Annotated in this window: 12 protein-coding genes and 2 pseudogenes; 5 read left to right on the forward strand and 9 right to left on the reverse strand. The window is 46.7% G+C overall.

The features are described from left to right. The first annotated feature begins 157 nt into the window (after positions 1-157). The 5 genes and pseudogenes from DXA13_RS13910 to DXA13_RS13935 all read left to right on the forward strand — a co-directional run bounded on the left by DXA13_RS13910 (position 158) and on the right by DXA13_RS13935 (position 6,521). Positions 158-2,062 carry a sigma 54-interacting transcriptional regulator gene (locus DXA13_RS13910; protein ID WP_118245208.1) on the forward strand — a complete coding sequence of 635 codons (1,905 nt, stop codon included), beginning with the start codon at positions 158-160 and terminating at the stop codon, positions 2,060-2,062. A gap of 259 nt (positions 2,063-2,321) precedes the next feature. Next, positions 2,322-3,335 carry a tripartite tricarboxylate transporter substrate binding protein gene (locus tag DXA13_RS13915; protein WP_118245210.1) on the forward strand — a complete coding sequence of 338 codons (1,014 nt, stop codon included), beginning with the start codon at positions 2,322-2,324 and terminating at the stop codon, positions 3,333-3,335. A gap of 22 nt (positions 3,336-3,357) precedes the next feature. After that, a complete protein-coding gene (locus DXA13_RS13920) occupies positions 3,358-3,822 on the forward strand; it encodes a tripartite tricarboxylate transporter TctB family protein (RefSeq protein WP_181995682.1) in 465 nt (154 codons plus the stop codon). 67 nt (positions 3,823-3,889) lie between these two features. Then, positions 3,890-5,334, forward strand: a pseudogene (locus tag DXA13_RS21925) (tripartite tricarboxylate transporter permease). Positions 5,335-5,339: 5 nt separating this feature from the next. Continuing rightward, the gene (locus DXA13_RS13935) at positions 5,340-6,521 is read left to right on the forward strand and encodes an amidohydrolase family protein (protein ID WP_181995684.1); all 1,182 of its coding nucleotides are present in this window, start codon (positions 5,340-5,342) and stop codon (positions 6,519-6,521) included. A gap of 169 nt (positions 6,522-6,690) precedes the next feature. Here DXA13_RS13935 and DXA13_RS13940 read toward each other — a convergent pair whose 3' ends face one another. The 9 genes and pseudogenes from DXA13_RS13940 to DXA13_RS13965 all read right to left on the reverse strand — a co-directional run bounded on the left by DXA13_RS13940 (position 6,691) and on the right by DXA13_RS13965 (position 13,363). Further along, positions 6,691-7,704 (reverse strand): MCP four helix bundle domain-containing protein, encoded by a 1,014-nt coding sequence (locus tag DXA13_RS13940; protein WP_118245220.1) that lies wholly within the window; start codon positions 7,702-7,704, stop codon positions 6,691-6,693. 10 nt (positions 7,705-7,714) lie between these two features. Beyond that, positions 7,715-8,695, reverse strand: coding sequence for an oligopeptide/dipeptide ABC transporter ATP-binding protein (locus DXA13_RS13945; protein ID WP_118245222.1), 981 nt, complete (start codon positions 8,693-8,695; stop codon positions 7,715-7,717). Further along, positions 8,685-9,727 (reverse strand): annotated as a pseudogene (locus tag DXA13_RS13950) (ABC transporter ATP-binding protein). Before DXA13_RS13950 ends, DXA13_RS13945 begins: the two are co-directional and overlap by 11 nt. Before the next feature lie 12 nt (positions 9,728-9,739). Next, positions 9,740-10,648, reverse strand: coding sequence for an ABC transporter permease (locus DXA13_RS13955; RefSeq protein ID WP_118245224.1), 909 nt, complete (start codon positions 10,646-10,648; stop codon positions 9,740-9,742). Position 10,649: 1 nt separating this feature from the next. Continuing rightward, the gene (locus tag DXA13_RS22515; protein ID WP_278287059.1) at positions 10,650-10,967 is read right to left on the reverse strand and encodes an ABC transporter permease; all 318 of its coding nucleotides are present in this window, start codon (positions 10,965-10,967) and stop codon (positions 10,650-10,652) included. Beyond that, positions 10,933-11,367 carry an ABC transporter permease gene (locus DXA13_RS22520; RefSeq protein ID WP_278287060.1) on the reverse strand — a complete coding sequence of 145 codons (435 nt, stop codon included), beginning with the start codon at positions 11,365-11,367 and terminating at the stop codon, positions 10,933-10,935. Before DXA13_RS22520 ends, DXA13_RS22515 begins: the two co-directional genes overlap by 35 nt. Continuing rightward, positions 11,352-11,570 carry a hypothetical protein gene (locus tag DXA13_RS21935; RefSeq protein ID WP_243009147.1) on the reverse strand — a complete coding sequence of 73 codons (219 nt, stop codon included), beginning with the start codon at positions 11,568-11,570 and terminating at the stop codon, positions 11,352-11,354. Before DXA13_RS21935 ends, DXA13_RS22520 begins: the two co-directional genes overlap by 16 nt. Before the next feature lie 120 nt (positions 11,571-11,690). Then, a complete protein-coding gene (locus DXA13_RS21940) occupies positions 11,691-12,176 on the reverse strand; it encodes an ABC transporter substrate-binding protein (RefSeq protein ID WP_243009148.1) in 486 nt (161 codons plus the stop codon). Next, positions 12,131-13,363, reverse strand: a complete 1,233-nt coding sequence (locus tag DXA13_RS13965) for an ABC transporter substrate-binding protein (RefSeq protein ID WP_243009149.1) — start codon at positions 13,361-13,363, stop codon at positions 12,131-12,133. Before DXA13_RS13965 ends, DXA13_RS21940 begins: the two co-directional genes overlap by 46 nt. Positions 13,364-13,559 lie beyond the last annotated feature (196 nt).

Raw genomic sequence — 13,559 nt, forward strand, 5'->3', positions numbered from 1 at the left:
TTTATCATGTTTTTATGCAAAAGAGTATCTGAAACTTATTTCATATCTCATAATTTCAACAATTAACTCAGATATGTTATAATTAGACTCGTATAGGAACTGTCGGCTTATGTTTTAATGACAACTTTGCATCAGACGTTCGTATGGAGGTGTTCAAATGATAAATATCGTTTTAATCAAACCCTATGACTGGGTGACATCCGTGGTGGAAGAGGTTCTTGCAGAACATCCCAATAGCAGGGAGATTTCTCTGGAAATGATTGATTCACAGGCAAAAAGAAGTGTCTATGAAGGCAAACCGCTGCATTACAGATTCCGCAAAGATACGGATGTTGTAATTGCCAGGATGTATTCGGCTCAGTCCCTGATCCGTTCCGGTATAACAACGGTAGAAATTCCTATAAGCGGCTATGATGTAGTGATCGCTATCAATTCCTGTATTGAACAATACCATCCGAAAAGTATTGCTGTCTTTTCTCTGCCGAATGCCATGAAAGAAGCAGAAAAACTGATCGATATCTTTACCCAGAAGATCATATTTATGGAAATACGAAATCCCGAAAGTATCCCTGCTCAGATCGAGCACCTAAAGTTGCAGGGGATTGAAGCCGTGGCTGGCGGGTCCACCGTTCTGGAATATGCAAATGCACATAATATTCCAGGGTGCCTGATTGAATCCAGCAAATCAGACATTTCCAGAGCTCTGGACGAAGCCGTACGGATCGTTGAAATCAAGCGTCAGGAACACAAAAAGAATGAACGCCTTCGCAATATTATGGACTATTCCTTTGAGGGAATCATTTCAACGGATGCGGAAGGAATTGTCACTCTTGTCAACAGGTATGCACAGGAATTCTTTGAACTCTCCCCCTCCCGGCGTTATACCTTTCAGGAACTCTTTGAAGGAATTGACTATAAAGAGATCCAGTCCGGACGGCCGATGTCGGAAGAGCTTATCCGGATAAAAGGGGTGCTGCTCACAGTCAATGCAGTTCCCGTATTATCCGGCCCAGAGCCTGCAGGCATAGTTGCAACCTTTCAAAAGGCCGCAGTTATTCAGGAAATTGAGGGCAAAATCCGCAATAAAACTCACGAAAAGGGATTTTTTACAAAGTACTCCTTTGAGGACATCATTTATCAATGTTCGGAGATGGAGGAAATTGTCCGGACGGCCAGGCGCTACAGCTCAGTTAGTTCCAATATTCTGATACTTGGTGAAACTGGAACGGGGAAGGAAATGTTTGCCCAGAGCATACATAATGCCAGCGCACGGAGAGATGGCCCTTTTGTTGCCGTCAACTGTGCCGCTCTGCCGGAAAATCTCCTGGAAAGCGAATTGTTCGGGTATGTAGACGGCGCCTTTACAGGGGCCGCCAAGGGCGGAAAGGCAGGTCTATTTGAGCTGGCCCACAAGGGGACCATCTTTCTCGATGAGATATCAGACATCTCATCTAAAATTCAGGGCAGGCTTCTGCGCGTCATCCAGGAGAGAGAAATCATCCGCCTCGGCCATGACCGCGTAACCTCGATCGACGTAAGAGTCATTGCCGCTTCTAACAAAAATCTGATTAGCAAAGTCGAAGCGGGAGAATTCCGTAATGATCTGCTCTATCGCCTGGACGTCCTTCGCTTGGAAATTCCGCCTCTCAGGAGCAGAAAAAGTGATTGTCTGATTTTAGCTGATTATATCATTAAAAAGCACGATTTTGGATTTTGTTATCCTCTGAAATCGATTTCCCCAAAAGGCGCTTCCGCTCTCCTGCAGTACACATGGCCCGGAAATATACGGGAACTAAGAAACTTCTGCGAACGTCTGTGCGTGCTTTGTGACACAGCGACAGCCGGGCCGGATCTCGTAAAAAAAATGCTACTTACAAAAAACTACGATGAACATTTAGACGAATCCAGTTCTTCCCTCTCACTTACCGTCAGCAATGCGGAAAAACAGATGATCTGTACCGCTCTGAAAGCGGCTTCTGGAAGCAGGAAACAAGCCGCCACGCTGCTCGGATGGTCAAAAAGCACATTATGGCGAAAAATGAAAGAATACAACATCGAATAAATAGTTTTATTTTTGAAACATTTCAGCCATCAAGTTTTATTTTTAAAACGCAGGTCTCCTCCTCGGAGCCTGCGTTTTTTATGTTATATGGAACATTCTGGAAATTATTTTGAAGATCAGACTCTGACTTGCCGTTACTTCGTACGGTCCCAATCTCTTTTTTAAATTTAACCATAAACGACTGATTGCCTGGCATATGAATTGCTTTATAAATAAATAGACTGGTCAATCATCAAATATAAAAAGGAGAGGTTTATCTATGAAAAAACATCTGTTCACCGCACTTTGTACAATTACCGCCCTAAGTCTTGCCGCATGCAGTTCCAAAGGATCTGTACCCGTCCCTTCCGATCAAACCTCCGTTTCCAATCCCGACGGATCCGGTATATGGAAACCTGAAAAACCGATTACTCTGATCGTATTTGCCGGCGCTGGAGGCGGGGCCGATGTCTCCTGCAGGACACTGGCTTCCTATGCAGAAAAATACCTTGGACAAAATATTGTAATTCAAAACATTACGGGAGGCGGAGGGAGTGTCGGGCTGAATCAGCTCGTGTCATCTGCACCTGACGGCTATACAATTGCCTATATTTCTCCAGGTAAATCAAACAACGATATCCTACTGGAAGGCGTCGCAGCATCCGTTGGCGATTATACGCCGATCGTCAAATATGCCTCTGACCCAAATATTTTGATTGCTTCAAAATCCATGGGAATCACCAATTTTGACGAATTTATAAGCAAGACTCAGTCAGAACCGGAAAAGGTTACAATCGGCCTGGCCGGAACATGGGGAAACGGGGAATTTCTTCGAATTCAGCTGGAACGAAAATTTGATTTGAAATTCAAGCGTATGGTTTATGACAGCGGTATTCTGGCAGCTAATGCCGTAGCCAGCGGCGACTGCATGTGTTCCGGCCCCTTCTATACGGAAGGGATTGCTCAGATTGAATCAGACAATGTGGTTCCCCTGGCCGTCACCAGCAGCTCGCGAATGGAACTCCTGCCCGAAATTCCTACGGTTGCTGAACTGACCGGCAGCGATTTCAGCTGGTATGTCTGGCGTGGGATTGTAGGACCCAAAGGTATGGATGAAAAGATTGTAGCCGCTTTATCTTCCGCATTTGAACAGGCATGCAGCGATCCGGAATATCAGAAAAAAGCGTTAGAGCTTGGCATTAACACCGATTTCCAGAATTACAGAGAATTCAAAGAGTTCTTTCTAGAAGATCATCAGATTTATAGAGAAATGATTGAAAATGAAAGCCTTTAACTTTACATGGAGGTGTGATAGATTGAATGTTTTACAATTAAAGAAATGCACAACTGATCTCATAGTATCATTGGTTATTTACTGTTTTTTGGGTGCATTTGCCTTCCAGCTTTTTCAGATGCCCGATACAGCCGCATGGTATCCTCGTTGTCTTTTGTGGGGATCTGTATTTTTAAACACCGTTGTCTTTATTCAGAATGTCAAGAACAGCAGGAAGTGCAGCGAATACTGCGATTCCCGGGCGTTTTGCTCCCTGCTCCTGCACAGCTCTCTGTACATTCTCCTCTGCGGCGCTTACATCTTTCTGATCCCGATTACCGGTTATCTTCTGACCACACTGCTGTTTCTGATTATTATGCTGTTTACAGCCGGCTTCCGCTCCGTCAAAATACTGCTGATATTCCCGGCCCTGATGACTGCCTCTGTTTATGCCCTGTTTACTTACGTGCTTGTGGTATTTCTGCCCGCCGGCAGTATTTTCCGATAGCAGCAGAAAGGAGAGAAACAACATGCTGCAGAATATTTTAACTGGTTTATTAAATACCCTACAGCCGATGAATCTGCTTTTCAGCCTTCTCGGTCTAAGTGTCGGCACTCTTTTTGGCGCACTTCCTGGATTCAGCGCAACTATGGCCGTAGCTGTTATGGTCCCTTTTTCTTACGTAATGGAACCGCAGGCGGCTCTGCTTATGTTAAGCGGTGTCTACTGCGGCGGTGTTTACGGCGGGTCCATTCCTGCAATTCTGGTCGGTATTCCAGGTACTCCCGCTTCTGCTCCGACTGCTATGGAAGGCCATGCTCTGACCGTTCGAGGAGAAGCCGGAACAGCGCTTGGCTTATGTACGTTCTCATCAGCATTGGGTGGTTTTTGGAGTGCGGTTGCACTGCTTCTGTGTGCTCCTCTTCTAGCTGCGATCGCTATGAAAGTAGGGGCTCCTGAAAGCGTTATGATTGCATTATTTGGATTGAGTGTTGTTAGTATGCTGTCTGAAGGCAATATGGCAAAAGGTCTGCTCATCTGCTTTTTAAGTCTCTTGGTCGGTACCATGGGTCAGGATCCCTTAGAAGGATATCCACGCTTTACTTTTGGAAATCCTGCCTTAATCAGCGGGCTCTCTACTGTACCTGTTATGATCGGCATCTACTCGATCCCTCAGGTCTTTCATATGCTTCTCGAAAAAGAAAGTTCCAGCCTGCCGTTTGCCCACATTGGAAGTATGCATTTGCACATTCATGATCTGCTTTCTAATACCTCTAATTTCATACGTTCGATCTTAATTGGAATTGGTATTGGCATCGTTCCTGCCGCAGGGCCAGACGTGGCGGCTTTCGTTTCCTATAACGAAGCTAAGAAAGCATCGAACGTCCGGAGTTATTTGGAAATGGAAGTGTTGAGGGAATTATCGCTTCCGAATCAGCCAACAATGCCGTTACCGGCGGTTCTCTGATTCCACTCATCACGTTAGGAATCCCCGGAAGCGCCCCTGCTGCAATATTCTTAGGCGCAATGATTCTTCATGGCCTTCGTCCGGGACCGACGCTGTTTATAACGAATGGAGAAGATATTTATACGGTCGTTGTCGGATTTGCTGTCATTAATCTCATGCTTCTTGCCGTCGGGTTATGCTTCTGCAGATTCTCTAAACATATATTGCGGATACCGCAGAAAATCCTTGCTGTGATGATCGTCGTGCTGGCGGTAGTCGGCGCCTTTTCCATCAATCAAAATATGATCGACGTGGGAACCATGTTTCTGTCAGGCATCATCGGCTATATTCTTCTGAAGCACGGATATTCCATGTCTCCGGTTGCCCTGTCGCTTCTCCTTGGCAAAATGCTGGAAAAGAATCTCACACTTACCATGACAATGTATGACAGTATCTGGATGATTTTTAAACGGCCCATGACTGTTTGCTTTTTTATCCTGGCATGCGTGTCGATTGCGTTTCCATTTGCCCGTACCTTATTTCAACGACTAATCCATATGAAAAGGAGCTGATTCACTTGGCCGACTACACGATACTTACAGCCGACACCTTATTGGCAGGAAAGGACCTGGCTGAAACACATAATTCCTGCATTGTAATTGAAAACGATCTGATTAAAGAAATTCTTCCTACAGGCGCTGCAGTTCAAAAATATGGAGAAACGGCTGATATCCATCATCTGGGTAATGTTACACTGATGCCGGGATTTATTGAAAGTCACAATCACCTTTCTCTGGACGCAAGACTTCCAGGTCATCATCAGATGATGAATGACAGTACTTGCCGCTTATCCGTACTGGCTCTCAATTCCCTGCATGATGACTTAATGTCCGGAGTTACTTTTGCACGCTGTATGGGAGACAGAGATTTTATTGACACAACCTTAAAGGAAGAAATTGAAAAGAATCATGTGTTCGGACCTGATCTATATACTTGCGGTATCGGAATGCGTGGACTGCATGGACATGGCTTCGTAGGCCTTCCTCACACAGGTCCGGAAGAGTTTCGCCGCACGGCCAGGGAAAATATGCTTCATGGCTGTGATCATCTAAAAGTTTTCATTACAGCCGGCGCTCCGCCACTGAAGGGAAATGCTCCATATTTTATCTCCTATGATGAGATGAAGACAGTAGTAGAAGAAGGCGCCAGGCTCGGCCTTCCGGTCTCTGCGCACTGCATCGGCGGCGAAGGTTTAAAACAGGGAATCAAAGCAGGAATACACGCCTTTGATCACCTCTACTGTATTTCCGACGATGAACTGGAACTTTTAATTAAAAATGATCGATGGGCCATTCTTACGGCAGGCAACTTTCTTGATCCAAAGCGAGAGGCATTCTGTCCTCCGTCCAAGGTTGCCAACGTACGTCGAAACAGAGAACGGGTACGGGAGCGTATGTCAACCATCTTGAAAAGCGGCATAAAATTTGCTCTTGGCACGGATGCCTTCCATACCTTTCTCTACAAGGAAGCTATTTACGCACATGAATGCGGCGCCTCTGTAAGAGAGAGCCTGAAAGGTATTACCTATTATGGTGCTTGTCTGTGCGGCATGGAGCATTTGATCGGCAGTCTTGATAAAGGACGAAAAGCCAGCATCGTTGCACTAAAATGCAATCCATATCAAAATCTGGAGACGCTGAGCAGCCCTGTATTGGTAATGAAGAACGGCGTCATTTATAAAGACTGCATTAACAGCTGATAAATAAAAGCAGAAAAAAAGGGTGTTGCAAAAGTCGAATCCGCATTGCCGCCGATACCAGATTTCGTCCCAGGCAATGGCCCAATTACTACATCTGGTATCGGCGGCAATACTCTATTCCTTTTTGCAACATCCTCAGCAAACAGTTCCGGAGTTTCTCCGGGCATCGCTATTTCTCGTTGTTTTTCTGTTCTTTATTTTTCTGTTCTTTATTTTTTCCTTCCTGTCCCGATTTCCCGTCTCTGCATCGTTCCTCCAGCCGTTTTGCCATGCCGGTGATCTCATACAGAACGGCGGAAAAATCTCCTCTGTACACCTGGGGAGTCTGAGCTTTGATCTTGAATTCTCCGTCTCCAATGTCGTCAAACATCTGCTTTTCATCGCTGATCATCGTATTCAGACGCCATACCAGATCGTTCAGTCCCTTTGCCATCGTACCGATTTCATCCATGGAATCATAGTCTATATGCACTCTTAAATCGCCGTTGGATACCTTCCAGATTCCTTCCGTAATATCACTGATCGGCTTTCCGATCAGACGCATCAGATGAATATCCAGTCCTACAATCATCAATGTGATTAAAAGGAGAATAATGATTTTTCCAACCATATACCGTACGTACGTGTTCTCGTCCTGTATTCCTGCTCTCGCAGCCTCTTTTTCATTGTATTCTACGATATCCAGGAACAGGTCGCTTCCTTCCTTAAACATGTCATGCGATTCTTCAAACAGTGCTTTAATCTGAGGATCATGGCGATTAGCCCTGCTCACGGCCAGCATCGTTTCACTGCAGTCCATGTATTCCTTCCAGATCTCCTCTGCCTGATCGATCAGCGCTCTTGTCGGCTTATCTGCAGCATGTACCTTATAATCGCCGATTCCCGTCCAGATTTCTTCTCTCAGAACATGCAGTTCTTCCTCCAGATTCCGTCTTTCTTCCTCAGAATCTGACATAACATAGGAATACTCCTGTATACGGTAATCGGACGTCTTTGTGTTCAGATCTTCCAGGATGACGACGGACGGAAGCCAGTACTGGGAAATGTCCGTATTAATCTGTTTGATTCTGCTGGTGGCAACCGACGCCTGTATTCCCAGAATGAGAACGCCTGCAATGCTGATCGCTCCCAGAAGCATGAGCTTTGTCCGCACTTTTAAATTTTTCAGTCTGATATAGTTCATTTTTACCCCTTTACCTGTTTAACGGAAAATGGCAGAAAACCTGCCTCTCTCCAAAATTCTGTCCATTCGGCACCACCTGGCTGCAGATTTCCTGAGCATAAGGACATCTGGTATGAAAGCGGCAGCCGGACGGAGGATTTACCGGACTTGGAATCTCCCCGCTCAAAATCTCCTTTTCCTCATTTCTGAGCCTTGGATCTGCCTTTGGAATCGCCTCCAGCAAAAACTTCGTATATGGATGAAGCGGATGATCATATAATTCCTCCGTCTCTCCGATTTCACATACACTTCCTAAAAACATGACGCATACTCTGTCTGCAATAAATTTCACAACACTCAAATCGTGGGAAATGAAAAGGTAGGTCAGCGAATACATCTCCTGAAGGTCTTTCAGCAGGTTCAGAACCTGAGACTGTATGGAAACATCCAGCGCGGAAACAGGCTCATCACAGATGATCAGTTTCGGTCTCAGAGCAATTGCCCTGGCAATTCCGATCCTCTGGCGCTGGCCTCCGGAAAACTGATGAGGGTAACGGTTCAGAAAATCTCTGGGAATTCCTACCAGATCCATAAGTTTCAGAACTTCTTCCTCCGTTTCTTTTTTCCCTCTCATTCCATATGTTACGAGTGGTTCCGCTATGATTTCCTTCACAGACATACGCGGATTCAGCGAAGCGTACGGATCCTGGAATATAATCTGCATCTGCCGCCTTCTGCTGCCAAACTCCCTGTCGCTCATCCGTTCGATATTTTCACCTTCAAAAATAATCTCTCCCGATGTAGGCGGAATCAGCCGTATAAGAAGACGGCCAAGAGTACTTTTTCCGCAGCCCGATTCTCCGACCAGTGCCATTGTCTCTCCCTCGTAGATTTTCAGGCTGACGTCAGAAACTGCATGAACTGTCTGTTTTCCTCTTCTGCCCTTATTCAGCGGAAATTCTTTTACGAGCTGACGTGCTTCCAGGAGTATCTTTCTGTTCTCACCATTCATCTGCCTCGTTCTCCTTTCCCGCCGATATCTCCTTTTGCTGCATTTCTTCTTTGCTGCAGGCAGAATCCTTATATTTAAAGCATCTTACCTGATGGCCCTTTCTGATCTCGTACATATCCGGCCTCGATTCAAAACAGCAATCCATCGCCTCTTCGCATCTGCCACAGAAGCTGCAGCCTTTAGGAAGATGAAGGAGGTTCGGCACAACGCCCTCAATCGTGTATAGCCGTTCTTCCTTCCCGTCCAGCTTCGGGATTGATCTCAGCAGGCCTTTTGTATATGGATGGCTTGTTTTTTCAAAAAGCTCGAAGACTTCTGCCTGTTCCATCACCTTTCCCGCATACATAACATAGACGTAATCGCATACTTCCGCAACCACTCCCATGTTGTGAGTAATCATTATAATGGAAGTCCCCTGTTCATCGCGCAGACGCTTCATCAGTCTCAGAATCTGTGCTTCAATCGTCACATCAAGAGCTGTCGTCGGTTCGTCTGCAATCATCACTTTCGGTTTGCACACCATCGCCATACCAATCATCACTCTTTGCCGCAGGCGCCTGACAACTGGTGCGGATATGCGTAATACCGCTTTTCCGGTTCTGGTATTCCTACCTCCCGGAAGATATCGATTACCCGTTCCTTTGCCTCTTTCCTGCTCACTTTTTGATGGAGAACAATCGCTTCCCTAACCTGGCGTCCCACCTGGTAAACAGGATTCAGCGACGTCATCGGTTCCTGAAATATCATGGAAATGTCGCGCCCTCTCACTTCAGAGAACTCTTTTTTGTTCAAATGGGTAATATCACGTCCATCCAGAGTGATCGTTCCGTCCACAACTTTGCCCGGATGGCGGAGCAGCCCCATCACAGACATGGCTGTCATACTTTTTCCACAGCCAGATTCACCGACAATACCGACAATTTTTCCAGCCGGGACGTCGATGGATACCCCATCCACTGCAGGCACAACGCCTTTAGAGGTAAAAAAATGAGATTTCAGATTTTCAATCTGCAGTGCCATATGTTCGCTCATCGTTCTGCCCCCTTACTGTTCTTTCAGATATGGATCCAGCACATCCCTAAGTCCGTCTCCCAGAAAATTGAATGCCAGCACTACGACCATAATGGCAATACACGGAGCAATCGGAAGCCAGGGTTCGCTGAACAGATATTTTTTACCCCAGGAGGCCATCAGCCCCCAGCTGGCGTCGGGAAGCTGAACTCCCACGCCCAAAAAACTCAGGCTGGATTCAGAAAGAATGGCAGACGGAATATTCAGTGTGAATAATACGATCAGAGACGGTATGCAGTTAGGCAGTATATGGCGGAACATAATTTTCGGTTTTTTCACGCCGATTGAACGTGCTGCCTCCACATACTCCGTTTCCTTTAATGACATTGTCTGCGCCCGCACCACCCGGGCAGTGCTTGCCCACTCCGTTACACTCAGGGCGATAAAAATGTTCATCAATCCTCCACCCAGAGTATACATGAAGACCATTGCCAGAAGAAGCGCCGGGAAAGCCAGCATAATATCCCCAAGCCGCATAATAATATAATCAGTTTTTCCGCCGTAAAAACCGGCAACCAGTCCCAGGACAGTGCCCGCAGTCATCGCTACAACCGTAGGCACAATGCCGACCACCAGCGAAATCCTGGCACCGTACAGCAGCCTGCTGAATACGTCTCTGCCAAGTTCATCCGTACCCATAATATGAGCTGCGCTTGGCGCCTGCAGCCGGTTGACGAGGTCCTGTTCCAGATACCCGTAAGGGGCAATATGAGGGGCAAATACTGCCATTAGGGCGATAACGATAATCACCACAGCAGAAAACGCTGCCAGCTTATTCTGCCTTACCAGGGTTTTCAGTTTATCCAGCCACGTATCGGCCTCTCCGATCTGAGCCGCCGTATCCGACGGCTTCTGTATTTTCTTTCCTTCCAACTCTGCCATCTTATGCATCCTCCCTGATTCTTGGGTCTAATACGGAATACAAAAGGTCCGCCGCCAGATTGCCGATAATGACCAGGATCGTCGTAAATACAACCGTTCCCTGCAGCAAAGGCATATCTCTCGTTTCAATCGCGTTTACAGCCAGGCGGCCGATTCCCGGTATTCCGAATACGCTTTCTGTAATCACCGCTCCTGAAAGCATACTGGCAATCTGCAGAGCCATCATGGTTACGACAGGAGCATGGCATTTTTTAACGCGTGGCAGATAATGACTCTGTATTCTCTCAGGCCTTTTGCCTGGCTGTCCTGATGTAATCATCCTGCATGACCTCCAGCACATTAGACCGTGTCATCCTGGCGATACTGCCCGCCGAGTTCCATCCCAGCACGACAGCGGGTAGCACCATGCATGCAATGGAATCATATCCCGATACGGGAAACCATTTTAATTTGAAAGCCAGAGAGTACTGAAGCACAAGGGCGATCATGAACACCGGCATGGAAACGCCCATGAGAGCAGCTCCCATGAAAAGCCGGTCAATGATCTTATTCTGCCGAATAGCGGCTGTCATACCGGCAGCTATACCAATGATCCATGCAAATACCGCCGAACACACCGCCAGCTTAATCGTATTTGGAAATGCCTCCAGTATAATGGATGTCACATTCCTGTTCAGCCGGTAGGATGTTCCGAAATCACCTCTCAGAGCATTTCCCACATATCGGAAAAACTGCACGTAGAGAGCTGGTCAAGTCCCATCTCACGGCTGACCTTTTCAATTACGGCCTGATTGACATGCTCTCCCATCATCGTTGCCACCGGATTGCCGGGCACAATCCGAAGCATGATGAAAATAAGCAGAATAACGCCGATCAGAACAGGTATGGACGCTGCTATTCGTTTCAGAATTTTACTAACCACGAAGATTTTCCTCCTAAATGCCAAAACAGATGAGGTTTTGTCACAACCTCATCCGAATGACTGTCATATTTAAATATCACTGCAGCGGTTCAAGGCCGGAAGGTCCTGAACCGTTCTGTATTATTTTATAGATATGTTATAAAAACTAATGTCACTGAAACCATTCCATGCAGGAGCAAATCCCTCCACCTTGTCACCGACTGCAAACAGGTGCTCCTCTGAAAGAAGCGGAACCCATGCTGCATCCTCATGAATCAGCTTTTCCTCCAGATCATTGTATTCCGCAATTCTCTCGTCCTCGTTCACGATCGAACGCGCCTTCTGAATTCGTTCCATTACAGACTGATCCGGATAATTGAGGGAACGCATCTTTGTCTTTTCTTCATTGCCAAAGAACGCATAGATGAAGTTGTCAGGGTCATTATAGTCAGCCGACCACGTGGACGTATAGGATCCCATCTCTCCCGAATTCCTCGTATCCAGCCATGTGGATTCATCATATGTCTTGATGTCAGCCGTGATTCCAACCTGTGACAGCTGATCCTTGATGACCTGAAGAGTCATGGTCCTCGTATCGGAAGCGCTGCTGTCCGCCGCAATCTCCATCGTAAAACCGTCGGCGTAGCCGCCTCTGCAAGCAGCTTCTTCGCCTCCTCCGGATTATACTCTATAGTCGGAAGCTTTTCGTTAAATCCAATCAGATGATGAGGGAAAATACCGTTTTCCAGCTGTCCCTTTCCATCATAAAGAGAATCCAGTATTGCCTGGCGGTCAATGGACATCTGTACGGCCTTTCTCACCTTTACATCATTGAACGGTTCCATGTTCTGGTTCATAGTAAAATATGTAATTCCTACACGCGGGCCGGAAACGATCTGATCCGGATAAGCCTCCTCGAAGTGGCCGATGGAATCCCTTGCGTAATCTAAATCAACGATATCCAGTTCTCCGCTTTCAAACATCATGCTCTGCGTCTGAACGTCAGGAACCACTTTGATTACAACTCCCGGAAGCTCGGAAGCTCCCTTCCAGTAATCCTCATTCCGAACAAGCACAAGCTGGTCGTTCAGGGTCCAGGAAACGAATTTAAACGGTCCCGTTCCCACCGTAACAGAAGGATCAAGTCCAAACTGGTCTCCCGCCTTTTCCGTACTTTCCTTATCATAGATCGCTACGCCCGGGCTGGACAGACATGCCAGGAATCCTGCGTATGGTTCCCTTAACGTAATCTCCGCCTTATAATCGTCAAGAATTTTAATTCCCTCCAGCTCCTCTGCCTTTCCTTCGAACAGTTCTGAAGCCCCCTTGATCTGGTCCACAAATTCCGAGTTCGTGCCTCCCTGTACCGTCAGCATACGTTCCAGAGAATATTTTACATCTTCTGCCGTAAAATCAGCTCCGTTATGGAATTTGACTCCCTGCCGCAGATTAAATGTGTAAACAAGTCCGTCCGGAGTCACCTCCCAGCTCTCTGCCAGACCTGGAACAATCTTTGTGGTTCCGTCATCCTGAACCTCGACTTCCACCAGCCTGTCATAAATATTGAGCGGAATCTCATAGTCCTTGGATGTCTTATGTACATCAGCCGTCTGAATATCTGCCACTAAAGCCACCCGCAGAAAACCTGTGGTATCGACTTCTGTTCCCTTCGTCTCGCCCGGCACGTCTGTGCTTCCCGCATTCTCCGTCTGCTGCTGGGTCTCCGACTCCGCCGGCACCATACTGCCTCCGCAGCCCCAAAGTGCCAGACCTGCTGCCATTGCTGCCGCCAATACACCAAACCTTTTTTTCATATTACTCAAGTCTCCTCCTCTTCTTTGTCAGGCCGTCTTCGATGTTTCCTCCCTTTGGTAAATCAAAAACTGCACATACATAAAATTCCTATGATGCAAAAATGGGTGCATCGGCCCGGGGCCTGCACCTTCGCATTTTTCATCTTCCTGACATCCAACTTAGTGCTTGAATAATAACATATTGAGTATAAAATTT

The organism is Clostridium sp. AM58-1XD, assembly GCF_003464085.1.
In the GTDB taxonomy this organism is placed as follows: Bacteria; Bacillota; Clostridia; order Lachnospirales; family Lachnospiraceae; genus Lachnoclostridium_A.